We start from the raw sequence: 25,671 nt of genomic DNA on the forward strand, positions 1-25,671 counted from the left end.
CGCACTTCAAACGCCTGTCAAAAAATTATTTTGTCGTCACCACTGCCAGATTCCAAGCCATGCGTTTCATCAATGGCAGCTTTTTCAGAATCTTATCGAGCTTTTCTAACCGGAGATACGTTTTCTCTAGTCTTGCTTGCTCGACAATGATTTTTTTCCAATATCGTTCTTCATTTGGATTCACTTTTTCAATGAGATAAAATCGCAGAAAAATCCATAAACTGGCTAACCAAAAGGTGTCATAGTTTGTTTGTGAATACAGCGATTCAATATAATTGACAAGATTGATATCTAACGGCGTTTCATCTTCGGTTCGCACTTCCGTTGCCATTCTGCGATAGACATTAATTACTGGATTGTGTTTTAACGGATCCCAAAAACAGGCTTTGCCACCGGGTTTTAAGACGCGATGCATTTCTCGCAGCGTCACTTTAGGATGGGGAATATGATGCAACAAGTTAGAGGCGTAAATAATATCAAACGTGTTGTCAGGAAAGTCGATCGCCATCGCATTGATCACTTTACCCTCGACATGAACTCCGTTGCGCGCCGCTAACTTCGTCGCAACTTCCACCATTCCAGGTGAATAATCGGTCGCGACACACCGCGCTCCTAGTTGAGCAAAATAAACGCTGTTCTCTCCTGCACCGCACCCCAAATCGAGCAGATATTTCCCTCGCACATCGCCCAACTGCCTCAAAATAAACCGATTTTCAGGAGCAGTACAGGCTTCAAAATAGTCTCTGACTTGAATTCCGTCGATGTCGATCGTGCTTGCCCACTGATCGTGAAAATCTTGCTCTCGGCGGAGTAAATCGTCTTGCATAGGGTTCAGGACAACATCAAAAAGGGGCGGCGATAAACCACCCCAAAATAACACTGAATGAAGCTTTGTAGAACCAAGAGTGAAATTCTACAAATTCTTCGTTAGTTAACGGGTGCTGCTACGAGTTCAGCAGGCTGCAACGAGGCATACAAGCGATTTAATGCATTCACATAGGCTTGAGCCGACGCCACAATAATGTCTGTATTAGCGGCATGACCAGAGAAAATACGATCGCCATATTTCAACCGAATCGTCACTTCCCCGATCGCATCAATTCCTGCCGTCACCGACTGCACCGAATACTCAATCAGCTGGTTGGGCACATTCACCACGCGGTTAATGGCTTTGTACACCGCATCGACGGGGCCGGTTCCGGTCGCCGCATCCGTCAATTCTTCACCGTCAGGATTGATCAACGATACTGTTGCGGTCGGACAAGAGCGATTTCCGCAGGAAACCTGCACCAACTCCAATCGAAATAGATCGGGAACTTGCTGGACTTCATCATTGACAATCGCTTCTATATCGCGATCGCCGACTTCTTTTTTCTTGTCCGCCAGTTCTTTAAACCGCAAGAAGGCTTTGTTGAGGTCTTGCTCGGATAGCTCGTAGCCCAGTTCCTTCAGACGAGTGCGGAAGGCATTGCGACCAGAATGCTTGCCCAATACAAGCTGCTGCGTATTGGTTAGCCCGATCGTTTGAGCATCCATAATCTCGTAGGTTTGCCGATTCTTCAGCATTCCGTCTTGGTGAATGCCCGACTCATGAGCAAACGCATTCGCCCCAACGATCGCTTTATTCGGCTGGACTAACATTCCCGTCAAGGTCGAAACCATGCGAGAGGTTTTATAGATTTCTTGAGTGTTAATCTGCGTCAGAGGCGCGTCCGACTCAACCGGACGCCCTAAGAACGAATTAAAGTACTGACGACGCACATGCAGCGCCATCACCAATTCTTCGAGAGACGCATTTCCGGCGCGTTCGCCAATGCCATTAATCGTACATTCAAGCTGTCGTGCGCCATTTTTAACGGCTTCTAAGAAGCACGCCACAGCTAAGCCTAAGTCGTTGTGACCGTGGACGGAAATAATCGCTTGATCGACGTTCGGCACATGGTCTCGGATGCCGCGAATCATCTCACCAAACTCGCTCGGCGTCATGTATCCCACCGTGTCGGGGATGTTAATTGTGGTAGCACCCGCTGCGATCGCGCGTTCCAACACCTGATACAGATACTCTGGATCTGATCGCGCGGCATCCATTGGTGAAAACTCGACATCATTCACAAACGACTTGGCATAGGCAACCATTTCTTCTGCGATCGACAAGACTTCCGCGCGAGTCTTCTTCAACTGATATTCCAGATGAATATCCGACGTTGAGATAAAGGTGTGAATTCTGCCCTTCGCGGCGGGTTTAAGCGCTTCGGCTGCCGCTTTGATATCGTTTGGAATCGCCCGCGCCAAGCTACAGATCACAGGGCCGTCAGGCGTGCCCACTGTTTGAGCAATTTTTTGCACCGCTTCAAAGTCGCCTGGACTGGCAAACGCAAATCCCGCTTCAATCACATCTACGCCGAGGCGAGCAAGTTGCCGTGCGATCGTCAGTTTTTCATCGACATTAAGCGTTGCGCCAGGGCACTGTTCGCCATCGCGCAAGGTCGTGTCAAAAATGATAATTCGATTCGGCTGTGATTGAACGTTCATGGCTCAATTAGGGGGTAGAGAACGGGCATAGCAGATCTTGGCAAGTCGCCCTTCATGGATTGGCAACCTGCATCTCGATCAAACGCTATCGCTAATGGCGATCGTATAGCCCTTATTTTAGACTTTAGTATGGACTTTAATCTCGTTTGGAGACTTTTACTGTAAGTAGATAGTAGCGAGATAGTAGGCGGTTTTAATAATCAGCTTTTTCGATCTTGGCTCGAATATCGTTGAGATCAATATAGCGGTCGGTGACATTCCTCAGCTCACGGGCGATCATGCCTTCGGTCGAGACGACCGTAATGTGAGTATTCTTTGACCTGAGAAACTCGATCGCGCGTTCAAAATCGCCATCTCCGCTAAATAAAATGACGCGATCGTACTGCTCGACCGTATTAAACATATCCACCACAATTTCGATATCTAAGTTCGCTTTTTGCGAGTAGCGCCCAGAGGTATCGTCATAATATTCTTTCAATATTTTAGTTCTAACCGTGTAGCCGAGACTGATCAGCGCATCGCGAAAGCCCCGCTGGTCTTGCGGATCTTTCAGTCCGGTGTACCAAAACGCATTGACTAATTCAACTCCGCGCTCAGTTGTAAAATGCTCCAGTACTCGTTTTGGATCGAAGAACCACCCATTTTTCTGCTGAGCATAAAACATATTATTGCCGTCCACAAATATGGATAGACGGTTCATCAAATAACGCATAGCAGGCTTAGACCCAGAATTTGTAGAAACTAGCATGTGAATAATTAATTCTAACAACGGAAAACAAAGGAAAACGCGAAACCAAATTGATTCGGGGATGACGATTTGCCCCGCATCAGACGTATTTATGTAAAACTACTGACGATATGCTTCTCTTGAAATCTAGAAAGCGCCGCCTGATAAGCCGGAACTTTGCTCTAACCACCGAAGTCGCTGAGCCAGAAAGAGATACAGAGAAACAGTTGGATAGGAAAACGATATAGAGAGTGGATATACAAGAAAATTGGCAGCGACTGTAGACGGCGGTTTTTCTAACATTCAGGTTTCTATAACATTGAGTGTGCAAGGTAAACTTGCGCTGGATACAGACCCTTTCAATAAAGTGAACTGCGATCAATCAGATGAATTCCTCATCTTATAGATAGATTTCTTTACTTTTGAGAGCACCAATTCTTCAAACAATAGGGAGGGAATGTGCGGTTTCAGAATTTATCGAATGCTCGTCGTAGAATTAAGTAGACCAAAGAGCGAGCTTACAGAGAACCGACTGGGGCTAGGATGCAGTCTAAATTGATGAGAATCAAATTCTCCTAACACGATTCAGTTGCCCAACGATCTAAACTGATCTAAATTGCCACCAAACCGCTTATGCCCAAGAAACGATCATCGGCAGGGTTTCTGCAATCGCTGACGCTAACGTTGCGCTCAGGCATACTGAAATCAACCGCTCCTATCTCGTCTACAACGGCTAAGCGCACCCTGACGCTGTCTGATGAAGCAGCCCCCACGCTGCCAGAGCAAGGTCGGGGGTCACCGCTAAGACTGAAGCAGTTGGGTCATGGATTGATGATATTTTGGGCGATCGCGGCAGGCTCTGCGATCGCGACTCAGTTTGCGCCGCTGCAAGCTTGGGAGCGGCAGGCGCAAAGTGTCCTCCTACGCGTTCGGGGATCAGTTCCTTCTCCCACGCAGGTGGTAATTTTGGCAGTCGATGATGAATCTCTGTTGCAGCTATCCGGGTCGAGTTGGCCGCTCAGACGAGCGACGTATGCTGAAGCGATCGAGAAGGTGCTGCAAGCGGGCGCAAAATCGGTGGCGGTCGATGTGCGGTGGGATTTGCCCAGTAGTTTTGGGGGCGATAGTCAAGCTTCTTCTGATTGCTCTAACGACAATATTCTAGTGTCGGACGATGATCAGCAACTGCAATCGGTATTAGAACGCTACGACGGAAAAGTTACTCTCGCGACCGATTTAGACCAATTGAAGCAGCGGCAAGGAGCGCAATCGCGCATTAGTCTACCGTTCTGCCCGTTTCGCACCGCCAACGCTTCCTATGGCTTAATCAAATTTCCCGTAGAGCCAGACGAGCGGGTGCATCGGTTTGGAAGTGAGTTTATCCGGCAAGAGTCGTCTGGTATGGACTTGCTGCGAGCCGAAAAGATTGAGTCGTTTGCAGACGCAACGCTGAAAGCGAGTGGCGTGAAGTATGCCCACCCTCAGGGAGAAAATATTTTTTTCTACGGTGGGGCTGGAACCTTTAAACGAATCCCGTTTTGGACCGTGCTATCGCCAGAAAACTGGAACGATGCTTACCTCCAACAAGGTCGCATCTTTAAAGACAAAATTGTGCTAATAGGTCCGGTCGCCTCTAGAGTAGGGGATGAAATCAGCACGCCGATGGGGACGATGCCAGGGGTTGAGCTTCATGCCAATGCGATCGCATCTCTTCTAGAATTCCGGTCGCTGCGCACGGCGTTTCCCAATCCAGAAATCACCGGATTAGCAGTATGTTTGATGGTTGCGAGTGCTGGAGGGCTACTCCGGTTGACCAAGCTACCAACCGCTCGATTAGGATGGGCACTTGCGATCGCGCTGTTTTGGTCTGGCGTTGCTTATGTGCTGTTCACTCAAGCCTCAATCATTGTGCCGATAGTTGCGCCAATGGGTGCGATCGCGCTCGTCGGCATCTCATATCTAGGAACCGGACTTGTCAGCGACTATCGCAACAAGCAGCGGTTTCGGAAGACTCTCAAGCATTACTCGCGATCGCCCTTGGTGCAAGAACTGATTAGTGGGCAAGACGATTTTAAGGATCTATTGCAGGAACGAGAACTCGAAATTTTGGGCAAAAATTTAGGCGGACGCTACAAAATTACGAAAGTTCTTGGATCGGGCGGTTTTGGAGAAACGTATATTGCAGAAGACATTCAGCGACCTGGTACGCCTCAGTGCGTGGTGAAGCAATTGCGTCCTAGCACAAATAATCCGAAGCATTTGCAGTTAGCGCGGCGTCTGTTTCAGGTGGAAGCAGAGACACTCGAACGCTTGGGAGAACACGAGCAAATTCCGCGTCTCCTGGCGTATTTTGAGGAAGATCAAGAATTTTATTTAGCGCAGGAATTCATTTCCGGTCCGCCGCTTAGTGAAGAGTTGTCGTTGGGCAGACACTTGCCCGAATCTCGAATCGTCACCATTTTGAAAGAGCTTCTGGAAGTCCTGAGCTTTGTTCATAGCAAAAATGTGATTCACCGCGATATCAAACCGAGTAATGTGATTAAGCGGCAGTCCGATGGCAGACTAGTGCTGATTGATTTTGGGGCCGTCAAGGCGTTGCACGATCAGATTTTAGACGATCGTTTGTTTTCAGGAACGATTGGAATCGGCACGCAGGGCTATATGCCGCCAGAGCAATGCGCCGGAAATCCCCGCTTCAATAGTGACATTTACGCTGTGGGCATGATGGGCATTCAGGCGCTAACAGGCTTGCCGCCCAGCCAACTCAAGGATGATCCGCAAACGGGCGAGGTGCAATGGCGAGAGAAAGCGATCGTCAGTCCTCCTTTAGCCGCCATTTTGACAAAAATGGTGCATTACGATTTTCAGAAGCGCTATCAATCGGCGATCACGGCACTGCAAGATTTGATGAAGTTAACTGATTTGTCTACACTTTCGTTGATGCTAGACGATTTGCGGATCGAGGGAACGGGTGAGGAAGACATCACGACGACTCGACCTTGGCCCGAAACTTTTGTGTCTGACGAACTACCGCAAACGGAGCCGCCGCAAATGGAATAGAAGGTTTGAGAAAGGGATGAGGGATAAGGGATGAATTGTTTTTGGGAATGGGTTGTGATGCTCTGATTTACAACAGGTGAGCGGTAGTGTTGGTCTTCCACATTAGATCTACTTCTGGTTTCTCATCCCTCACTCTTTCATCTTTGCGTTAAAGGTGTTCCTCTAGTTCAGAGTGCAAATCAGGAAGACATCGCTCAGTTTCTGTTGTTTGCGTGTCCCAAGTCACTGAGCGCGGCGACGATCGCTTCTGCTTCTCCGCTGATGCGCCAAAGCGTCCGACTGGCCTCTTTGCTGACTAATTCATACTCGCCTCTAAACGCTTCGATCAAAGCAGGAATGGCAGACTTGGCATCTGGGCCAATGCAGCCCAATGCATAGGCAGCTACCCACCGCACCTGCCAGTCGTCATCTTTGAGGGCGGCAATGAGCGCTGGAACGGCTGATTTGGCGGCAGAATTAAAGCTCGCCAGTACCCAGGCGGCTGTACTGCGAACATGAGCAGGCTGAGATTCCAGTGCTGTCACCAAGGCAGGAAGAGCACCCGTTCCCATTTTGCCCAGCGCTGCGATCGCTTCTCCGCTCACTCGTCGATCTGGATCGCGTAATCGCTCCATTAACGCGGGAATTGCTAGTCGCGCTTCTGGGCCAATGTGGCCCATCGACCGAGCCACTTCTCGCCGAATTTGCCATTCGCGATCTTGAAGCTCTCGGATCAAAGCAGGCAATACGCCTTTTGCGGCAGCACCTAGTTCGCCCAGTTCTCGAATCGCATCTAGCCGCGCTGTGGTATCTCCAGTAGACAAGAGCGGCGCTAACCGCCGCATTCGTTGCTCAATTTGAGATTTTCGCAGCGTTTCAGGGCTGAGACCCACTCGCTGACCCAACCCTTCTAATACAAAATCAGGAATATTGATTTCTGTGCCTCGCGTCAAGCAGCAGTCTCGCATTGCCAGGAGAAAGCCTTGAATACTCTCGGGCGCACCCGGCATCGCATCGGCTAACAATAACCAGTCCTGCCACAACGTTCTGTCGCTGCCATAGCGTTCGACAAGGTGCAGTGCCGCTAAACATTCAGCTAACGGGTCGAGGGCAAAGCAAATTTGATCTTGAGCCGGACCGATCGCTTGCACGATCCGCAAGCGTTTCTCTAAATGCTTCAGCCGCGCTTTGGCCGCTTCTTCATTAAGACTGGTTTCACCCTGCGACGCTCCAAAGGATTGCAGTTCTGCTAGAATCGCTTCGCGTTTGGCAGGGGCAGGGCGATAGTATTGCTTTAAGCATTCCCAGGCAATGATTTTCGCGTCTTCATGCACCGTTAGATTGGTTGGCTCATCGGCGGCGGCGTCGCGATTGAGTTCATTTAAATAGCTCAGCATCAAGTCAGGAATGTTATCGGGCAGCGTGCTTTCGTCGTTAATACCTTCTTTTTTGCCGATCATTTGTTCAGCATAGAGGGTCGCGAGAAGCACGGTGATGTGGCGCTGACCAACCATTTTTGATAATTGACTACAGGCGTCGAAATATTCAGAATCGGTAAAGAGTTCGCGCTTGCTGCGTTGCATCAAATACGCCTCTAGAAAGGAAGACAGGCGATTGCCTTCAATGCGGAGCGGTTTGATCGTTGTTTTTGGCACTTCGTCGAGCGTCTCTTCAACCCGTGACGTGACGATCAGCGCATTCGCCGGGAAGTCTGGATGTCCAGGACGAATCTGCTGCCGAGTTTCTTCACTCAGTTCTGACAAGCGATCGACAATCACCAAGATGCGTCGCTGCCTCAGTAGCTTTTCTAGAAAGTCATCTGAAATGGGTTCTGACGCATCGATTAGCGCCTGTAGCTGTCCGCGAATCGCTTCGCGAAAGGGATTTTTGCCCTCAGGAAGTTTGAAGTCTAGTTCCTGCTCGATCAACACGGGCAACATGCGATGACCGCAGAGGCGTTGGGGTCGTTTATCTGCCATTGCCCATTTGGCTAAGTGACACGCCAAACTTGTTTTACCAATTCCCCCTTCTCCCCAAATCAGCAGACATTGCCGCCCATCCCAAAACGTCGTGTGCAGATCATGATTCGCTAGTTCCGGAACGGTGTTGCCGTCGAGAACGACTGGAATCGGAATGTAGACCTTACGATCGCTGACGGTGTTTTTGTGCGCAAAGCCTTCGCGTGCCCCATCGATTTGCTGACCGACCCATGCATCTAGCACTCTGGGATGGTAGTGAAACCAGCCCACGAATAAGACAAACCGCAGGGGTACTTTGATGCTGCCGCCCATTGGACTGGGAATTTCAAAATCGGTGTAGGGCTTGAGGGCGTTGTTCAGTTTGAGCAGCCAAGACGGACGGACCAATAGAATAGCGAGCCACAGGCTCGGCATGGCGATCAGATAGAGCAGCACGCCTGCGATCGCAGGATTGGCCTGTCCCCACTCAACCACCCGCTCAAACGGACGGGAATCTTTTTCGTTTTTCAGTACGCTAATCGATCGCCGCACCGAAATCACTAATTCTTCGTTGAACTGAGCTTTGGGATCTTCTAACAGAGGTAAGGCCGTTCCTAGAATCGTATAAGCGGTATGGATTTCGACGACGGATAGGGATGGCGCTTTGTCTTGCAGACTTGCTGCGATCAGGCGGACGGCATTCGCCGCGTTGAGCCGCACTCCAGTATTCTCGTCGCTCAGCAATTTGACTAATTCGGGCAGGGCTTCTCTCGCCTCTAGCCCAATGCGCCCCAGTGCCACCGCCGATTGCGATCGCACATCTTTGTCAGCATCGCTCAGCGTTTTTGTGAGTTGAGGAACTGCCGCTTTGGCAGGACTGCCAATTCTGTTCAGCGCGATCGCAGCAAACGATCGCGTTTTGTGATCGGCATGACTCAGCGCTCGAATTAACTGCGGCACGGCGGGACTCGCTTCAGCGCCAATACTGCCAAGAGCGCTGGCAGAGTTGAGCCGAATATCCGTATCGGGGTCAGCGAGCGACTGCGCCAGAAACGGCACGGCTGATTTTGCCTCCGCTCCCAGTTTTCCAAGCGCTGCGATCGCGGCTAAGCGCACCTCTAGTTCTGAGGTCGATAGGGCTTGAATTAGTTCTGGAATGGCAGGCTTTGCCTCCGTTCCTAGACTAGAAATCGCGTCGATCACCTCCATTCTCACCGATTTACTCGGATCGCTCAAAGCTTCGACCAAACTTGGCACAGCGATTCCTGGGTTACTTCCAATGCTTGCCAAGGCACGGGCCGCCGCGATCTGCACCTCTAGCTGATCATCTTTCAGGGCTTTTGCGATGCCAGGCACAGCAGCTTTAGCGGCAAGCCCGATTTCCCCTAACGCTTCTAATGTCTTGACCCGAACTTCTTTCTGCCTAGAATTGATTCCTTTCGCCAAAACAAGAACCGCTGGTTTGGCATCGGCTCCCCGTTTACCCAGGGCTGCGATCGCGCTCAACCGAGCGCCGAGGTTTGCTTTATCGTTCTTGAGAATAAGGATCAAGTCTGCAACCGGGACGCTTGATTTCTTCGCCGAGGTGTCCGCTAGGTCAGACGCTTCGTGCTTCGCCTGTTGCCAAGTCCAAGCAGAAAGCTCGATCGCGTCGGCGCGTTCACTCTCATCTCGGTTAGGCGGATGCAGTATTACAGACGTACAGAGGAGGCTGATCTGACACGCAAGTAGAAAAAGTTGTCGGTTACGCACTGCCATAAAAACACTGCAAAGCAAATAGGTGGGCTACGGTACAAGGTTGCCACCTAACACAGTTGAAGCAAGTAATACAGACGAAGCAAGGGGCGTTACTCCGTGGAGCTAACCAGACGATGTGATGTTTAAGGGTAAGTTTTGATGAAGATGCAACCTTGACCCCGTGATTATTCCCAGTCGTTTGTACGGAGTAACGTCTTGAGAAGTAGAGATTAGGGAAAATGTCTCAAAAATTCAGTAGTGCGATCGCGTCAGGAGCGGAATGTGAAAATTTAGAGAGGGCGGTCATCGGGTTAGAAAGCGATTCGCATTACGAGGTTCCGAGTGAAGCTCCGAAGGATCATTCCCTGAATCTCTCATGAATATTGTGAACTTTCCGCGCTAATAGTTCACAATTCAATAAATTTATAGTCTTTCTTTAGATGATTGACAAATCAAAGTATCACTGCTGCATTTCTTTTTTGGCGTTTGAATCGAAGCTCTGAAAGGCTTGAGATATCAGTGAAAGTGTTTGAATTAGAGCCGAAAATTGCGCTTTTAACCTTAAATTTTACGGAGTAAGCATAATTGCTTAAAAGAGGATTTACGGACACTGAAGTTTAACTTTTTTTGAACTAGTATTCCCACCCCAAGAAGATTTACCTATACTGAAATTCACTTGAAGCGGTCGCGGGGATCGCTAAAACAGATTTTTAATCACACTGATAAATCTAGCTCTGGGAGAATCGATATGACCTTAGCACGCAGCCAAAATTTGGGCAATTTGTATTTCTTGTCATCCGTCAAAAGCTTTCTGCTTTGGACGTTTACCCTGACTGTTTGCATGATTGTTATCGGTTTTCCGCTGTTAGTTTTAGTTGTTTCAGTCGGCGCTTTGTTGGCAGGTGCACTGCACGCTATTCTGCCATTAAGTGGAGTTCTATTTGCCATTATTTCTGTGATCGGCATTCATGCTTTAGCCATTATGTTTATGGCAGGTTTACTAACCTCGAAAGGGATTCATCCCCAAGAAGTCGAGTGGTTACGTTGGTTAAATGGTCAAGCGAACCCATTGCATACGTCTGTTTATGCGTCTTGTCCTTTGACCTGCGATATCAATCAGTTATCGATTTAGCATTACAGATTTAGCATTCAAGAGTTGTCGTCTTTCGGTGAACTGGTCTGACTATTCCTGGCTTCGGCTGGGAATTTTTTTATGAAAATTAGGATCATCCCCCCATCTCATTCCTCAGGCAGAATTCCTGTACCATAGTGGAGACAATTCCTGATGAAGACAATTTCTAGTGAAGACAAGTCCTGCTTAATCGGGTTACCGAGGTGATCCAGATTCTGGGGTCAATGCGGAAAGCTTGATTAGCGAAGCGCTTAACGGCTGTGCTGAATATGTTCCTGTTCGTATGACTCGATAAATTCCATGCTGAATCCAATTCCGGTTTGCCTCATTGTGGGGACTCGCCCTGAAGCGATTAAAATGGCTCCTGTCATTCAAGCATTTCAGCGTTCTGAGACGTTCAAAACTCAGGTTGTGCTGACGGGGCAACACCGCGAAATGGTGGATCAGGTGATGCAGTTGTTTGACTTATCTGCGGATCAAGATCTGGCAATCATGCAGCCCAAACAAACGCTGACTGATATTACCTGCGGAGCATTGCGCGGGTTAGAATCATTGTTTCAATCGCTTCAGCCGCGCATAGTGCTGGTGCAAGGGGATACAACAACGGCCTTTGCCGCCGCATTAGCCGCGTTTTATCAGAAAATTCCGGTTGGACATGTGGAAGCGGGCCTGCGGACTGAGGACTTATTTAATCCTTATCCGGAAGAAGCAAATCGACGATTGGTATCGCAGGTGACGCAACTCCACTTTGCGCCAACATCGCTATCGGTAGAGAATTTACAGCGATCGCAGGTGTTGGGCGAGATTCATCAAACCGGAAACACAGTCATTGATGCGCTGCTGGCAGTGGCAAATCGTCAGCCTGCCTGTGACATTCCAGGGTTAGAGTGGAGCAACTACCGCACAATTCTCGCAACGGTACATCGCCGAGAAAATTGGGGACAACCGTTAGAAGATATTGCTCACGGCTTTCTTAAGGTGTTAGATCGGTTTGAAGACACAGCGCTACTATTGCCGTTACACCGTAATCCGACCGTGCGCGAACCTCTGACGGCGTTGTTGGGCAGTCATCCCCGCGTATTTCTGACAGAACCGCTAGATTACACTCAGTTAGTCGGGGCAATGCAACGCTGCTATTTGCTATTAACCGATTCTGGCGGCATTCAGGAAGAAGCGCCTAGTTTGGGCAAGCCTGTTTTGGTATTGCGAGAAACCACCGAACGTCCAGAAGCGGTGATGGCAGGAACCGCAAAGTTAATTGGAACAAATCCCGATATCATTTTTCGTGAAGCGGCTGAGTTGTTGAGCGATTCCCAGTCATACGCCGCGATGGCCAATGCAATTAGCCCATTTGGTGATGGGTTAGCGTCGGAGCGAATTGTGCGAATTGTGGAGCAGTACTTAGGGACTTGCTAAGAAATAGTATCCTGCTTTGGATCTCGGTATTGCGTTCCAGATGTAGTTTGCTCATTGCGACTTTCGCTTCAGAATTTGACAACTCCGGAAGACAATCCGAGAACTCCGAAAGAGAATTTGACAACTCCCGAAGACAATCTGAGAACTCCCGAAGACAATCTGAGAACTCCGGAAGACAATTTGACAACTCCGGAAGACAATTTGACAACTCCCGAAGACAATCCGAGAACTCCGAAAGAGAATTTGACAACTCCCGAAGACAATCTGAGAACTCCCGAAGCAAACGGAAGACCTCTCAAAGAAGCATTAGCGACTGGATGAAGCGAAACAACGTTCCTCATAGTAATGAACACTATTTTCAAGCAACTCTCTTATCTGAAAAGTAGGTATCTAAATAGGGTTTTGTCCACTTCATAATTAGGGCAAATCTACTTGGATTTAGCAACGCCGAGGGATGAAAGAATGACTATGTTCGCTTCATCCTTATTTCTGCTGTTTTGTTGACATCACGTACCCTTGTTATGGTGAGAAGATGTGAATCGACATTTTGATCGTTGTGACAAAAACAGTATTGATTACAGGCGCATCGTCTGGCATTGGGTTAGCCACTGTCCTAAAATTTCAGCAGCAGGGATGGAACGCGATCGCAACGATGCGATCGCTCGAAAAAGCAGGTGAACTTACCACGCTCGAAAATGTTCACTGCTTAACGTTGGATGTAACGGATCAAACCTCCATTCAAAACGCTGTAACGAAGGCCACGGAGATTGGCGATATTGATGTTCTGATTAATAACGCTGGGTACAGCTTAGTAGGCGCGTTTGAAGCTTGCACACCCGAACAGATTGAGCGCCAGTTTCAGACAAACGTGTTTGGCTTGATGAACATGACGCGATCGCTCCTACCTCATTTTCGCGATCGCAAGTCAGGCACGATTATTAATATCGCCTCGATTGGTGGAAAGATGGCGTTTCCGCTCTATAGCCTCTATCACAGTACCAAATGGGCAGTTGAAGGCTTCTCAGAATCGTTGCAGTACGAATTAGAACCGTTCAACATTCGCGTCAAACTGATTGAACCAGGCCCCATCAAGACAGAGTTTTACAGCCGATCTGCCGACATTGCGAATCGTCCTGGGCTAACAGCGTATGATTCGTTTGTGAAGCAGATCTTGCCTAACCTCAGTAAAGCAGGCGAATCTGGCGGCACTCCGGCAACGGTTGCAGAAATTATTTATCGGGCTGCTACCGATGGATCGGCCAAACTGCGGTATCCAGCAGGCGGAAATGCAGGTACACTTTTACTACTGCGAAAGCTTCTCCCCGATCGCATTTTCAGTAGCATGGTTCGTCGTAGCACGGTTCGCTGATCTTTGAAAGTTCTTCTATGAAAGTTCTTCACCTCTCCGACATTCACTTAGGTAGCGGGTTTTCCCACGGACGGATCAACCCTGAAACAGGGTTAAATACTCGCTTAGAAGATTTTGTTGCCACATTGGGACGCTGTATCGATCGCGCCCTGTCTGAACCTGTGGATCTGGTGTTATTTGGTGGAGACGCCTTTCCCGATGCGACGCCGCCGCCTTACATTCAACAAGCATTTGCGCGTCAGTTTCACCGTCTTGTGGAAGCCCAAATTCCTACAGTTTTACTGGTGGGGAATCATGATCAACATTCTCAAGGCGCAGGCGGCGCGAGTTTGTGTATTTATCGCACCTTGGGCGTGCCGAATGTGATTGTTGGCGATCGCCTCGATACTTATACAATTGACACCAGAAATGGTGCTGTTCAGGTGATCACGCTGCCTTGGTTGACGCGATCGACACTGTTGACTCGCCCTGAAACCGAAGGACTGTCCATGACGGAAGTTGGGCAGTTGTTGCTCGATCGCTTGCGCGTTGCCTTAGAAGGAGAAATTCGTAAACTCAATCCTGACCTTCCGACGGTGCTGTTGGCGCATCTGATGACCGATACAGCTAACTATGGGGCAGAGAAATTTTTAGCGGTTGGAAAAGGATTTACGATTCCGTTGTCATTTCTTACGCGCGAATGTTTCGACTATGTTGCGCTAGGGCATGTCCATAAGCATCAAGTTTTGTGTGAAAATCCGTTTGTTGTTTATCCCGGTAGCATTGAGCGAGTTGATTTTAGCGAAGAAAAAGAAGATAAAGGATTTGTGCTTGTTGAGCTAGACGGCGATTCTACAACGGTGGAATTTTGTCCGTTGCCTGTGCGATCGTTCCGCACGATCGAAGTTGATCTTTCCGAAAAGAAAGATCCGCAAGCGGCGTTAATTCGAGCGCTCAAACCTGAGTTGATTGAGAACGCAGTAGTACGCCTCAATTATCAAATTCGTCCAGAACAACTAGATCACCTTGATGATGCTCGGATTCACAAAGCGCTAGAGCTGGCTCACAGCTATACGATTCAGTCAGAATTAACCAACAACTTGTCGCGATCGCGCTTGCCAGAACTGGGCGTAGGATCTACGATCGCGCCCTTTGATGCGCTAAAAGCTTACCTGTCCAATCGAGAGGATTTGCGAGAACTCGAAGAGCCGATTTTAGAGGCCGCAAGACGGTTACTTGCCCAACAAGAGCCACTTGTCGAGGTTGTTTTGGCAGAAGAACTAGAGCCAGCCCAAACACAGTTGCGATTACTGTAAACCGTTCGCAGCAGTAATTTTGAGGCTCATCACCATAGAATTTATCTAGTACACTTGAACTCCGCCATCTCTAACATTAAGTAGAGTTAATCAAATGAAAGGTTGCACAAAATTGAAACAGCGTGTACATTAAACACCACATATAGCGTGACCCCAGATATGGAGTCACAATCCCAGATTTAATCAATCTGCCTCTACATCTGCTGTCCTACGGAGTCCCTCATGGTTCAAGACATCGCACGCACAAAGCATTCTGGCTCAGATAGCCAGAATATTTCGATTCAAGACAACTTGAATGGGCAATTTCCGGCAACGGCTCCCGCCGCAAATCCCGTTTTCTACCGCACCTACAGTCGCAAGTTGGGAGAAACTCGTCGCGAGTCTTGGCAAGAGGTGAGCGATCGCACCCTGAACGGACTCGCCGAACTGGGCAAGTTTACCCCTGAAGAAAAAGCTCTAATTCAGAAGATGCAGCAGACGATGCGGTGTCTTCCCTCAGGGCGGTGGTTGTGGGTCGGCGGCACAGGCTGGATTGCCAAGCCTGAAAACTTCTCGGGAGCTTACAACTGCACCAGCACCAATGTCACTGACTGGCGTTCTTTCGGCTTGATGATGGATCTTGCCATGATGGGAAGCGGCACGGGAGCCGTTTTAGAGCCGAAGTACACCGAGCAACTTCCGGCCATTCGGAATCGGCTGAACGTGAACCTCGTGGGCGAGATTGGAACTGCAATAGCCGACCTGCGCCAAGACAAAACCGAGATGACAGTCAACGGCAATCATGTCACGATTCGCGTCGGCGATAGTCGTCAGGGTTGGGTAGAGTCCTATCAAAAATTACTAGAGCTATCGAGCGACACTCGGTTTGCGGCGGAAGAGATCGAAGTTTCGGTTAACCTTAGCCACGTGCGCCCCGCAGGAGAGCGGCTCAAAGGCTTTGGTGGCGTTGCCAATCCGGTGAAGCTCCCGGAATTGTACGATCGCTGTGCAAAGGTTCTCAATCGTGCAATCGGTCGAAAATTATCGCCCGTTGAGTGCTGCTTGCTAATTGATGAAGCGGCGGCCTGCGTGGTTGCTGGTAATATCCGGCGATCGGCAGGGATGCGTCAAGGCAGCAGTGACGATGCTGGGTTTGCATCAGCGAAAGACAATCTGTGGCAGCAAGATGCGAACGGCAACTGGAGAATTGACCCCGATCGCGATGTGTTGCGGATGGCAAATCATACGCGCGTCTATCACCACAAGCCAAGCTTGCAAGAATCGATTGATGCGGTTCGCAAACAGTTTTACTCAGGTGAGGGCGCAATTCAGTATGCACCGGAAGCGATCGCACGTTCCAATGCTGATCTTCTAACCACACCCCAGCAGAAAGCGGCATTTATTGAAGCGTATGAAGCGGGTCAAGGACAGCAGTGGCTTCAGAATACTAACGCTCAAATGTCAGACGCAGAAATTGAACACCGCTTGGGACGCTACGGATTAAATCCGTGCGGAGAAATAATTGGTGAAAATTTCCACTGCAACTTATCCGAAGTTCACCTCAATCAGATTGATCCGCTAGATTACGATGCGCAAGAGCAAGCGTTTACAGCCGGAGCGCTCTCCGTCGCGGCTTTACTGAATCACCAATTCACCGAGCCTCGCTATCAGTACTCTCGCGAACTCGATCCGATCGTTGGCGTCTCTTTCACTGGCTTATTTGACTTCTTTGTTCATGCCTTCGGAGTGGAGTGGCTGCGGTGGTGGGAAGCAGGCAGACCCGATACGGTGACAGGCTTGCAGTTCAAGGAGCGTGAGAAAGAGTATCTCACCCGTTGGAACGCGATCGTGCATCGCGTCGTGTGGGACTACTGCGATCGCCACGGACTGCGCCGCCCCAATCGCTGCACCACCGTTCAGCCTGCGGGAACAAAATCGCTGCTCACAGGCGCTAGCCCTGGATGGCATCCTCCTAAAGCCCAGCGCTTTATTCGCCGAATCACCTTCCGTAAAAACGATCCGGTCGCCAAGGCATGTTTAGATTACGGATACAGCATCGTGCCATCTCAGTCTGACAAAGATGAAAACGGCAATCTGTTAACTGACCCGTTTGATCCCCGGTGTACAGAGTGGCTGGTCGAAATTCCGGTCGAAGTGCCGTGGGCGACGCTGCCCGGAGCCGACCAGATCGAGATCGAGAAGTTTTCAGCCGTGGCGCAAATGGATTTCTATCTGCAAGTCCAGAAGTACTACACCGCTCACAACACTAGCGCCACGATCGAACTGCGCGAGGATGAAATTGATGCTTTAGCCGCTCGAATTCATCAAGCGATCGCACAGAATGAAGGTTACATCAGTGCTGCTTTGTTAGCCCGATTTGACGCACCGTTCCCTCGGTTGCCGTTTGAGAAGATTGACCAAGCCACCTACGAGCAGCTACAAGCGGAAGTGTTAACTCGTCAGCGCACTAACGATTTTTATAGCGCTTTGAGCCGATACGATTCGGGCGAAGAGATTGCAGAAGGCCCAGCAGGATGCGACAGCGATAAATGCATGTTGCCTGAGAAGAAAGGATAGTTCTTTCGTCAATAGCATTTGGGGATAGAGGAGATTTGCGTTTCCTCTATCTTTTTTGCTATTAGAAATTAATCACTTTCCCTGCACCGCCAAGCGATAATTTCGGCTTTTATTTGGCTCAACTGTACCGACCCACACCTGATACGTGCCTACTTGCCAGTCGGTATCTTCTAAAGCACCATCGCTGCATCGAAGTACTCCATTCGGTCCCACAACCGCTAGGGTTAGATCACTGCCTCCCGCTGCGATCGCAAATCGCAGGGTTGAAGCGGGCTTCTGCAAAATTAAAGTGTGATCGGGTGTGGGGTCACCATAGCCGAGGCAATTTCGACCGTGGCGATCGCGATTACTGACGACCGCAGGGAGGGACGTATTTCCCCCCGTTGATCCAGCCAGCACTCCAGACATTGATTTTAATCCCAACGTGAGCGATCCAAAAGTTGCAGGTTGCGCTAACGTAGGAACTGTTCCTAGAAGAATAAAACCAATACATCCGCTGCTGATATATTGCCGTTTAATAAACCATTTCTGCCAAAATTTCACTTTCCACTCCTGGTTAAAGTTGTTGATCAAGGGGTTTGCAAGCCGACTAGTTTCATGTAAGTTTTTGGCTTAAGAACTTGGTATAAGCAACGAAATATTGTTCTGGGGGCGATCGCGAAATTTCGGACCAATTTCTTCCATTCAAAATTTATACGTTGTCTTGTAGATGCACTCTCCAGCTTGATCCAGTTTCTGAGAGTGCCACACGCAATCAAAGTCTAAAAACGCACCTGAAGAGTCATCATGCTGCTAGTCGTTCTCTCACTCTTAGTTTTATTCGTTGGAGTGCTGCTCACCCGGATCATCCTAGTTCCTTTAGACCTCCTTCACGGACTACATGTTCCCATGTGGCTCCTAGGAATCAGCATCGTCGCACTGCTGACCTGGTGCTTAGGAGATCCATAGCCACCGATACTGTGTAACAATTATTGCAAACACCTCTGCACACCCTGTTCTAAGTAGAAGCTGAGGGAGAAACTAGGGTATTGGAGCGATATCTTAGGAAGTTTTCACTTGATCAAGACCCATGAATTTAGCGATCGATTGGGAGCATCTGCACGCAATTTCAGATGGAAATGCTGCATTTGAGCGGGAGTTGCTAGAAATTTTTGTAGAAGATACCGAGCAGCATCTAGCCACAGCGAAGGTTGCAGTAATCGCCTGGCAGGATGCTCAAGCAACTGCACAGCAAAATAAAGCGCAATTGGCACAAGTAGCACATCATGTTAAAGGCTCTAGTGCCAACGTCGGACTCCATCAAATGCAGAAGGTTGCGCTACAGCTTGAGCAATATATTGAAGATAATAAGTTGACAGAAATTACAACGCTATTAACACAGCTAACAAATATGCTGGGGGAAATACAAAAGTATTTAAAGGAATGAGGAATGTTTTACAGCAATCTAATTTAGTATCAATCTGCCCAACTTCTTAAAAATCTGTAAAACTCTGTACAAGTCATTACTTCAGTTTTGTAGAGAAGACACGTTTGACAACGCATAGCGCGGTTCCGGCAACAATGCTAATTTGAGAAACAGAAATTCATGGCCATTCAGAACAACACCAAAGATAGAATTTTCTTGTTTCAAATCTGTCAACCTATAAATCAACGCTTAAAGAATTGCCTTAGTCAACGCTAGTTCCGAAGTTTTGGATTCGATAACAGTAATCCAAATTTGATGCTGCAATAGCAACATGTCAATATTGCCTTGAATGATTTCTCCTACGGACAGCATCTAGCCTTTGCTGTTCTAGTTTGGTTAGCTCTGGCAAATCTTCTAGCATTTATAGAAGAACGTTTCATCCTTGTTGTTAAACCCGAATTGAGGATAGAGGCCTGCTAGTTTAACTACTTCAGCAAGGTTAGCTTGAACCATAAAAACAGCGCATGGGATCTAAACTTAAAATCGTTGTAGTAGGGCGAGCAAATAACCACCCTACTACAACGATTTTGATCAGATTTAACGGAGAGCCAATTGTTTAGCTTTGAGCCGTCGCCGTATCTTTCTCCTTCGCCAGAAATTTCTCTAGCTCAGTGATGGCATCTGCATCCATTTTGGTTTGCATCGGGCAGAACTTAGGACCACACATCGAGCAGAATTCTGCAGTCTTGTAGATATCTGCCGGAAGCGTTTCGTCGTGATATTCTTTGGCGCGATCGGGGTCAAGCGACAACTCAAACTGCTTACTCCAGTCGAAGTTGTAGCGAGCGTGGGAGAGTTGATCATCGCGATCGCGTGCTCCCGGACGATGCCGCGCAATATCCGCCGCATGTGCCGCAATCTTGTAGGCAATCAGTCCGTTCCGCACATCTTCAGCATTGGGTAAGCCGAGATGCTCTTTCGGTGTGACATAACAGAGCATAGCTGTGCCATACCAGCCCGCCATTGCTGCCCCGATCGCCGAGGTAATATGATCGTATCCCGGTGCAATGTCAGTCACCAACGGACCTAATACATAGAACGGGGCTTCCGAACACTCTTCCATCTGCTTGCGGACGTTGAACTCGATCTGATCCATTGGCACATGTCCCGGACCTTCCACCATCACCTGGACATCGTGTTCCCACGCTTTGCGGGTGAGTTGTCCAAGGGTTTTGAGTTCGGAAAGCTGTGCATCATCGGAGGCATCGTGTTGACAGCCAGGGCGCAGCGAATCGCCTAAGCTAAACGACACATCGTACTTCTTGAAGATTTCGATAATGTCATCAAAGTGAGTGTAGAGCGGATTTTGCTTGTGGTGTTGCAGCATCCACCGAGCAATGATGCCACCACCCCGAGACACAATTCCAGTAATTCGAGATTTGACGAGCGGCAAATACTCAATCAATAACCCGGCATGAATCGTCATATAATCCACGCCTTGTTGAGCGTGCTTTTCGATCACATGCAGAAAGTCATCAGGCGTGAGATTTTCTAAATTGCCATGAACGCTCTCTAGTACTTGGTAAATCGGAACCGTACCGATCGGAATGGGAGACGCGTTGATAATAGCAGTCCGAATCTCGTCTAAGTTGCCGCCGCCTGTCGACAAATCCATCAGCGTATCTGCGCCATATTTGACGGCTAGATTCAGCTTCGCAATTTCCTCGGAGATGTCTGAGGAATTGGGAGATGCACCGATGTTGGCATTGACCTTACATTTAGAGGCGATGCCGATCGCCATTGGTTCTAAATTAGGATGATTGATATTCGCCGGAATGATCATCCGCCCCCGCGCTACTTCATCGCGAATTAGCTCGACCGGGAGGTTCTCCCGTTTAGCCACATAGTGCATCTCTTCGGTGATAACGCCCTGCCGTGCATAATACATTTGGCTGACGTTAGCTTGCCCGCGACGCTTTGCGATCCAGTCTGTCCGCATATTCGGTTCCTCAAATAAACAGCTTCCCTTCGCTGGCATTACCCAGTCTCAGGTTCTAAGGGTTTGTTCTCAGCCCATTTGGACACCCCTAGCTGATCGATAAGCTTAGCACCTTGAGCAGAAGCTGGAGTGGGTGATGAACAAATGTCAATAAGTGCTGCGATAGTCTACGAACTCTTGCCTTTTGTTGCGCGACCAGACTTGATCGCAAATCTGCGTATTTGCTCTTGAAGAAGTATTGCAATCGCTGGGTGAACCTTCTAAAATTTAGTACTTTTGCACTAAGTTTTGACATGCCTTCTGCACCTGTCTTAAAGAAAGTTTGTCCATTTATTCCAGCCGGTGAGGATGTGTTGGTTGCAATCGCATTCTACGAACAAAAGTTAGGCTTCAAAAAACAATGGCAAGATAGTGATGTTCCAGAATTAGCACTTGTTGCAAGAGACGGAATTGAAATCTTTCTTCAAAAAAATCCAGATTCGTCGATCGCAGAATGGACGCTGTTAAGAATCGAAGTAAAAAACATTGAGGCACTGTATCAGGAATATTTGAGTCGCGATCCAGTAGAGGGCAGAGCTAATCGCGTCCTGATTCACCCTAATGGCGCATTAGAACATAAAGCTTGGGGTAGCCAAGAGTTCTCAATTCTTGATCCAAATGGCGTTTGCATTACTTTTTATGAATTCTTAGGAATGACATAATCATCTCCTGACGCTGAGGTGTAGTAACAGCAACAAGTATTTAAGTATCTACTAAGACATTCTTCTAACCAAAAGCAAACCTACTACCCTGAAATTCTTTGTAGCGGTCATGCTTTTCAGCTTTCTACTGAAAAGCATGACCGCTCCGCCTATTCTTAGGAATCAAAAAACATATGCCATAAGTCACGGAAACTTTCTAGTTTCAACCAAAGGACAGGTACTCAGGATTAGGGTGCAATGTAGAATTCATGCTCAATTTGGTAACTTTTGGAAATCCTGAAAATCGCCCTCCTGAAAAGCTAGAAATGAATGCAAATCCATATCAGAATCTCTACCAAAATGCCTCAGCGAAGTTTAGTTTTCTGACAACACACCAAGCGTTTCGAGATCATCCCATTACAGTCATAGCTCGAATACTTCTGTGGCAAGCTCTGAAGATTGTGCGTTGGAATCCTACAATCCAAATTCACCGGGCTTCAAGAATGAAGTTGTTTCCTGGCAAAAGAATTGGAATTCATGGATACATTTATATTTTCCGAGATGGATTTGAGCCTGCTGTTCGTTGTGCCATCGATCGCTATGTTTCACCGGGCATGAAGTGCTACGACATTGGAGCAAATATTGGTCTTTGGACGCTGCGCCTCCAGGAAATAGTAGAACAGTCAGGAAAAGTGTACGCGTTTGAGCCACTGTCCAAAAACTTAGCGGTGCTCAAATCAAATCTCGAGCTTTCTCAGGTAAGCAATACTGAAATTGTTCCTACTGCGATCGGCGCTCATGAGGGAGAAGTTACCCTCTATACCCCTTCTCATGATCCAGGAAGCTCTTCGATCGCACCGGGAACCCCTAACGATGCCGCTGAACAAATCAAGATTCAACGTTTAGATCGAATTTGGGAAAGTCAAGGTTGCCCTCAGATTGGGTTTGTCAAGATAGATATTGAAGGATACGAACCCTTTGCCCTTGAAGGGGGAGAAAAGTTTTTTAGCAACGTACAGCCGATTGTGTGTTGCGAGATCAATCCACCTAAGCTGAGTCAGTCAGGACTAAAACCTACCAGTATCTTCAAACGGTTTCAGTCATGGGGTTATGAGGGGTTTCGATGGGATATAACTGTGCAAGATTTGGTTGAATACAACCTTGATCAAGAAACCGAAGACGGCTTCGACATGGTTTTTATTCCAGCACACCGCTAGGCATTTTGCTATTTTGCGATCGCTCCTTGCCCCCATTCCCAAGCGCCTCTACGTAAGCCTTTTCAAGAAGAACCTGCTAACCAAGATACTGCTTTACAAAGCGCGATCGCATCTGCTCAAACCACTCCGCCTAACCTCTTGTAGGTTAAACATTAGACGAAGTAATTTAGCTGATTTTGACAATCTTTAGGAGACAGACACCCTCATTGTGCTTATTTCGCGATCCTACGGAGCTTGCGAAGCAATCGCTTCTTCACCCGTCTCGGCTGCCAACTGTTCTAAGCGATCCTGCTGATCTTGCGAAATGCAGGTCTGGATTACTTCTTCCAAGTTGCCTTCTAGCACAGGGGCAAGCGCGAAGTTTTGACCCAGCCGATGATCCGTCACGCGATTATCTTTGTAATTGTAGGTGCGAATCTTTTCTGAGCGAGAGCCTGTACCGACCTGCAATTTTCGCCGCGACGTGACCTCTTCCTGCTGCTCCCGCAGTTTGATCTCGTATAGCTTCGCCCGCAGAATTTGCATTGCCCGCTCTCGGTTTTGAAGCTGCGATCGCTCCTCGGTGCAAAAGATCCGAATTCCGGTTGGCTTGTGCATCAGGTCAACCGCTGTTTCTACCTTGTTAACGTTCTGACCACCCGCACCGCCAGATCTTGCAGTCGTCAATTCGATATCTTTTGGATCGATTTTGATTTCGACCTCATCTACCTCTGGCATCACAGCCACTGTTGCGGTTGAGGTATGAACTCGGCCTTGAGTTTCCGTCACCGGAACCCGCTGAACCCGATGCACTCCTGCTTCAAACTTGAGTTTGCTGTAGACGCGATCGCCTTGAATCTCCATAATGGCTTCTCGAAAACCACCCAAATCTGCCAGAGATTCACTCGCCATTTTAATGCGCCAGCCTTCTTGCTCTGCATAGCGAGAATACATTCTCACTAAGTCGCTCGCCCAAATGCTGGCTTCGTCACCACCTGTACCAGCGCGAATTTCCAGCATGATATTTCGGTCATCATTCGGATCGCTAGGCAACAGCAGAATCTTGAGCCGAACTTCGAGATCTTTAATTTTTTGCTGGAGTTCTTCCGCCTCCATCGCCGCCATTTCTTGCAATTCGAGATCGTTTCCCGACTCTTTAACAACCTGGCGTGCGCCTGCTAAATCCTCTTCCGCCTTGCGCCATTCTTCGTAGGTGTTTACCACCTCTTCTAGAGACGATCGCATCTTTGCAACACGCTGAAACTCACCCGGATCTTTTGCAACATCTGGGTCAGCCAATCGTCTTGTCAATTCGTTAAATGTCTGCTCAACCGAGTTGAGCTTGCTTATAAGATATGCTTCAGCCATGAGTTACCGCCAAAATAGGGTTTACCGCTAGGAGAGGACGATCGGAACGGGGATCGACCGTCAACACAACCTAGCTGCCCTAGCCGTTAGCGCGATCGTCGCTCATGCCATATTTGCGTAAGAAGCGCTCAACTCGTCCCTCAGTGTCAATAATCTTCTGAGTGCCGGTGTAGAACGGATGATTTCCAGACCACACATCCACATGTAGTTCAGGCTTGGTAGACCCAACGGTTGCTACCACTTCGCCATTGCAAATTACTTTTGCTTCGGGATACCACTTCGGGTGAATTCCGTCTTTTGCCATTTTCTGTCTCCTGGTTTAAGCCGCGTTAATCGCTTGATCTATTCTAACAATTGACCCAACGCCAAAACTTAGCGCTTCGAGAACTGAGGAGCCTTACGCGCCTTTCTCAAACCGTATTTGCGACGCTCTTTCGCTCTCGGATCACGAGTTAAGTACCCTTCAACCTTGAGCGGCTTACGATTCTCAGGGTCAAGCTGGCACAAGGCGCGAGCTACGCCCATCCGAATGGCATCCGCTTGGCCAGTCAAGCCACCACCGTGCGCATTCACAAGAATGTCATATTCCCCTTCAAGACCTAATGTTTCTAAAGGAGCTTTAGCTGCCGCTAGATAACCCGCATTGAATTGGAGATACAAATCGCCAGGCTTGCCGTTCACGACGATTTGACCGTCACCCGGAACGAGACGAACCCGCGCGATCGAGGTCTTTCGGCGACCCGTTCCTTGATACATTACCCGTCCTTCAGTCGCTTGCATTACCCTTCTCCTCCAGGAATGGTGTTAATTTCTAGAACTTGAGGCTTTTGAGCCGCGTGGGGATGACTCGGTCCTGCATACACGCTCAGCTTAGTGAATAGCTGACGACCCAACGAGTTTTTGGGCAGCATTCCCTTGATCGCTTTTTCAACAATCCGTTCGGGCAAGCGAGCTTGCAACTTATCGAACGTTTCGGTCTTCATACCGCCGGGGCGACCCGAGTGGCGACGATAGAGCTTTTGAGTACTCTTTTTGCCCGTCACAACCACTTTCTCAGCGTTGACGATAATGACGAAATCGCCCGTATCTAAATGGGGAGTAAAGTGGGGTTTATTTTTGCCGCGCAATACACTGGCGACTTCGGTAGCCAAACGACCGAGGCGTTTATCGGTAGCGTCTACGACGTACCAATTGCGCTCCATCGTGGCAACAGAGGGAAGATAAGTTTTGTTGTCCATGAGAGTGTTTCAGGTTGAAGTTGA

22 protein-coding genes and 1 riboswitch are annotated in these 25,671 nt (G+C 48.6%); of the genes, 12 read left to right on the top strand and 10 right to left on the bottom strand.

Annotation, left to right across the window (positions count from 1 at the left end; translation table 11 throughout):
• Window positions 1-25: 25 nt before the first annotated feature.
• From AC5JLB_RS06705 to labA, 3 genes are all read right to left on the bottom strand, one after another.
• Window positions 26-826 carry a class I SAM-dependent methyltransferase gene (locus AC5JLB_RS06705; protein ID WP_495873071.1) on the bottom strand — a complete coding sequence of 267 codons (801 nt, stop codon included), beginning with the start codon at window positions 824-826 and terminating at the stop codon, window positions 26-28.
• A gap of 101 nt (window positions 827-927) precedes the next feature.
• Window positions 928-2,532: a 2-isopropylmalate synthase gene (locus AC5JLB_RS06710; RefSeq protein WP_495873072.1), complete on the bottom strand. Its 1,605-nt coding sequence runs from the start codon at window positions 2,530-2,532 to the stop codon at window positions 928-930.
• Window positions 2,533-2,725: 193 nt separating this feature from the next.
• On the bottom strand, window positions 2,726-3,244 hold the full coding sequence (gene labA, locus AC5JLB_RS06715) for a low amplitude/bright protein LabA (protein WP_495696732.1): 519 nt from the start codon (window positions 3,242-3,244) through the stop codon (window positions 2,726-2,728).
• A 648-nt stretch (window positions 3,245-3,892) separates the two neighbouring features.
• Here labA and AC5JLB_RS06720 point away from each other — a divergent pair.
• Window positions 3,893-6,319 carry a CHASE2 domain-containing protein gene (locus tag AC5JLB_RS06720; protein ID WP_495873073.1) on the top strand — a complete coding sequence of 809 codons (2,427 nt, stop codon included), beginning with the start codon at window positions 3,893-3,895 and terminating at the stop codon, window positions 6,317-6,319.
• Window positions 6,320-6,513: 194 nt separating this feature from the next.
• On the opposite strand, the gene AC5JLB_RS06725 is transcribed toward AC5JLB_RS06720, so the two are convergent.
• Window positions 6,514-10,014 carry a HEAT repeat domain-containing protein gene (locus AC5JLB_RS06725; RefSeq protein ID WP_495873074.1) on the bottom strand — a complete coding sequence of 1,167 codons (3,501 nt, stop codon included), beginning with the start codon at window positions 10,012-10,014 and terminating at the stop codon, window positions 6,514-6,516.
• Window positions 10,015-10,232: 218 nt separating this feature from the next.
• Here AC5JLB_RS06725 and AC5JLB_RS06730 point away from each other — a divergent pair, with 218 nt between their 5' ends.
• The 7 genes from AC5JLB_RS06730 (at window position 10,233) to nrdJ (ending at window position 17,761) form a co-directional block, all read left to right on the top strand.
• Window positions 10,233-10,373 (top strand): hypothetical protein, encoded by a 141-nt coding sequence (locus tag AC5JLB_RS06730; RefSeq protein ID WP_495873075.1) that lies wholly within the window; start codon window positions 10,233-10,235, stop codon window positions 10,371-10,373.
• Window positions 10,374-10,741: 368 nt separating this feature from the next.
• Window positions 10,742-11,125 carry a hypothetical protein gene (locus tag AC5JLB_RS06735; RefSeq protein WP_495873076.1) on the top strand — a complete coding sequence of 128 codons (384 nt, stop codon included), beginning with the start codon at window positions 10,742-10,744 and terminating at the stop codon, window positions 11,123-11,125.
• A 300-nt stretch (window positions 11,126-11,425) separates the two neighbouring features.
• A complete protein-coding gene (gene wecB, locus AC5JLB_RS06740) occupies window positions 11,426-12,541 on the top strand; it encodes a non-hydrolyzing UDP-N-acetylglucosamine 2-epimerase (protein WP_495873077.1) in 1,116 nt (371 codons plus the stop codon).
• A 75-nt stretch (window positions 12,542-12,616) separates the two neighbouring features.
• Complete coding sequence (locus AC5JLB_RS06745; RefSeq protein WP_495873078.1) at window positions 12,617-12,862, top strand: hypothetical protein; 246 nt, start codon at window positions 12,617-12,619, stop codon at window positions 12,860-12,862.
• 235 nt (window positions 12,863-13,097) lie between these two features.
• Window positions 13,098-13,910, top strand: a complete 813-nt coding sequence (locus AC5JLB_RS06750; protein WP_495873079.1) for an SDR family oxidoreductase — start codon at window positions 13,098-13,100, stop codon at window positions 13,908-13,910.
• Between the two features lie 17 nt (window positions 13,911-13,927).
• Window positions 13,928-15,205, top strand: a complete 1,278-nt coding sequence (sbcD, locus tag AC5JLB_RS06755) for an exonuclease subunit SbcD (RefSeq protein WP_495873080.1) — start codon at window positions 13,928-13,930, stop codon at window positions 15,203-15,205.
• A gap of 222 nt (window positions 15,206-15,427) precedes the next feature.
• Window positions 15,428-17,761 carry a ribonucleoside-triphosphate reductase, adenosylcobalamin-dependent gene (gene nrdJ, locus AC5JLB_RS06760; protein ID WP_495873081.1) on the top strand — a complete coding sequence of 778 codons (2,334 nt, stop codon included), beginning with the start codon at window positions 15,428-15,430 and terminating at the stop codon, window positions 17,759-17,761.
• A 72-nt stretch (window positions 17,762-17,833) separates the two neighbouring features.
• Here the strand turns inward: nrdJ and AC5JLB_RS06765 are convergent, their stop codons facing one another.
• Window positions 17,834-18,304 carry a hypothetical protein gene (locus AC5JLB_RS06765; RefSeq protein WP_495873082.1) on the bottom strand — a complete coding sequence of 157 codons (471 nt, stop codon included), beginning with the start codon at window positions 18,302-18,304 and terminating at the stop codon, window positions 17,834-17,836.
• A 243-nt stretch (window positions 18,305-18,547) separates the two neighbouring features.
• Here AC5JLB_RS06765 and AC5JLB_RS06770 point away from each other — a divergent pair, with 243 nt between their 5' ends.
• Window positions 18,548-18,709 carry a hypothetical protein gene (locus AC5JLB_RS06770; RefSeq protein ID WP_495873083.1) on the top strand — a complete coding sequence of 54 codons (162 nt, stop codon included), beginning with the start codon at window positions 18,548-18,550 and terminating at the stop codon, window positions 18,707-18,709.
• Between the two features lie 121 nt (window positions 18,710-18,830).
• Complete coding sequence (locus AC5JLB_RS06775; RefSeq protein WP_495873084.1) at window positions 18,831-19,187, top strand: Hpt domain-containing protein; 357 nt, start codon at window positions 18,831-18,833, stop codon at window positions 19,185-19,187.
• A 595-nt stretch (window positions 19,188-19,782) separates the two neighbouring features.
• Here AC5JLB_RS06775 and thiC read toward each other — a convergent pair.
• Window positions 19,783-21,165, bottom strand: coding sequence for a phosphomethylpyrimidine synthase (gene thiC / locus AC5JLB_RS06780; RefSeq protein ID WP_495873085.1), 1,383 nt, complete (start codon window positions 21,163-21,165; stop codon window positions 19,783-19,785).
• Between the two features lie 7 nt (window positions 21,166-21,172).
• Window positions 21,173-21,265: riboswitch (TPP riboswitch) on the bottom strand.
• A 193-nt stretch (window positions 21,266-21,458) separates the two neighbouring features.
• Between thiC and AC5JLB_RS06785 the strand changes: the two genes are divergently transcribed.
• A complete protein-coding gene (locus tag AC5JLB_RS06785; RefSeq protein ID WP_495873086.1) occupies window positions 21,459-21,866 on the top strand; it encodes a VOC family protein in 408 nt (135 codons plus the stop codon).
• Window positions 21,867-22,114: 248 nt separating this feature from the next.
• Complete coding sequence (locus tag AC5JLB_RS06790) at window positions 22,115-23,062, top strand: FkbM family methyltransferase (RefSeq protein ID WP_495873087.1); 948 nt, start codon at window positions 22,115-22,117, stop codon at window positions 23,060-23,062.
• 225 nt (window positions 23,063-23,287) lie between these two features.
• On the opposite strand, the gene prfA is transcribed toward AC5JLB_RS06790, so the two are convergent.
• From prfA to rplM, 4 genes are all read right to left on the bottom strand, one after another.
• A complete protein-coding gene (prfA, locus tag AC5JLB_RS06795; RefSeq protein WP_495873088.1) occupies window positions 23,288-24,409 on the bottom strand; it encodes a peptide chain release factor 1 in 1,122 nt (373 codons plus the stop codon).
• A gap of 79 nt (window positions 24,410-24,488) precedes the next feature.
• Entirely contained in the window at window positions 24,489-24,713 is a 225-nt protein-coding gene (gene rpmE, locus AC5JLB_RS06800; protein WP_495696717.1) for a 50S ribosomal protein L31, read from the bottom strand.
• Between the two features lie 68 nt (window positions 24,714-24,781).
• Entirely contained in the window at window positions 24,782-25,189 is a 408-nt protein-coding gene (gene rpsI / locus AC5JLB_RS06805) for a 30S ribosomal protein S9 (RefSeq protein ID WP_495696716.1), read from the bottom strand.
• On the bottom strand, window positions 25,189-25,647 hold the full coding sequence (gene rplM / locus AC5JLB_RS06810) for a 50S ribosomal protein L13 (RefSeq protein WP_495873089.1): 459 nt from the start codon (window positions 25,645-25,647) through the stop codon (window positions 25,189-25,191). The genes rpsI and rplM overlap by 1 nt, the downstream gene beginning before the upstream one ends.
• Between the last annotated feature and the right edge of the window lie 24 nt (window positions 25,648-25,671).

This window comes from Myxacorys chilensis (genome assembly GCF_059505265.1).

Bases quoted from the DNA above. Each gene is read 5' to 3' on its own strand.
- AC5JLB_RS06705 (WP_495873071.1), bottom strand. From the start codon at position 826: ATGCAAGACGATTTACTCCGCCGAGAGCAAGATTTTCACGATCAGTGG.
- AC5JLB_RS06710 (WP_495873072.1), bottom strand. From the start codon at position 2,532: ATGAACGTTCAATCACAGCCGAATCGAATTATCATTTTTGACACGACC.
- labA (WP_495696732.1), bottom strand. From the start codon at position 3,244: ATGCGTTATTTGATGAACCGTCTATCCATATTTGTGGACGGCAATAAT.
- AC5JLB_RS06720 (WP_495873073.1), top strand. From the start codon at position 3,893: ATGCCCAAGAAACGATCATCGGCAGGGTTTCTGCAATCGCTGACGCTA.
- AC5JLB_RS06725 (WP_495873074.1), bottom strand. From the start codon at position 10,014: ATGGCAGTGCGTAACCGACAACTTTTTCTACTTGCGTGTCAGATCAGC.
- AC5JLB_RS06730 (WP_495873075.1), top strand. From the start codon at position 10,233: ATGTCTCAAAAATTCAGTAGTGCGATCGCGTCAGGAGCGGAATGTGAA.
- AC5JLB_RS06735 (WP_495873076.1), top strand. From the start codon at position 10,742: ATGACCTTAGCACGCAGCCAAAATTTGGGCAATTTGTATTTCTTGTCA.
- wecB (WP_495873077.1), top strand. From the start codon at position 11,426: ATGCTGAATCCAATTCCGGTTTGCCTCATTGTGGGGACTCGCCCTGAA.
- sbcD (WP_495873080.1), top strand. From the start codon at position 13,928: ATGAAAGTTCTTCACCTCTCCGACATTCACTTAGGTAGCGGGTTTTCC.
- nrdJ (WP_495873081.1), top strand. From the start codon at position 15,428: ATGGTTCAAGACATCGCACGCACAAAGCATTCTGGCTCAGATAGCCAG.
- AC5JLB_RS06770 (WP_495873083.1), top strand. From the start codon at position 18,548: ATGCTGCTAGTCGTTCTCTCACTCTTAGTTTTATTCGTTGGAGTGCTG.
- AC5JLB_RS06775 (WP_495873084.1), top strand. From the start codon at position 18,831: ATGAATTTAGCGATCGATTGGGAGCATCTGCACGCAATTTCAGATGGA.
- thiC (WP_495873085.1), bottom strand. From the start codon at position 21,165: ATGCGGACAGACTGGATCGCAAAGCGTCGCGGGCAAGCTAACGTCAGC.
- AC5JLB_RS06785 (WP_495873086.1), top strand. From the start codon at position 21,459: ATGCCTTCTGCACCTGTCTTAAAGAAAGTTTGTCCATTTATTCCAGCC.
- AC5JLB_RS06790 (WP_495873087.1), top strand. From the start codon at position 22,115: ATGCTCAATTTGGTAACTTTTGGAAATCCTGAAAATCGCCCTCCTGAA.
- prfA (WP_495873088.1), bottom strand. From the start codon at position 24,409: ATGGCTGAAGCATATCTTATAAGCAAGCTCAACTCGGTTGAGCAGACA.
- rpmE (WP_495696717.1), bottom strand. From the start codon at position 24,713: ATGGCAAAAGACGGAATTCACCCGAAGTGGTATCCCGAAGCAAAAGTA.
- rpsI (WP_495696716.1), bottom strand. From the start codon at position 25,189: ATGCAAGCGACTGAAGGACGGGTAATGTATCAAGGAACGGGTCGCCGA.
- rplM (WP_495873089.1), bottom strand. From the start codon at position 25,647: ATGGACAACAAAACTTATCTTCCCTCTGTTGCCACGATGGAGCGCAAT.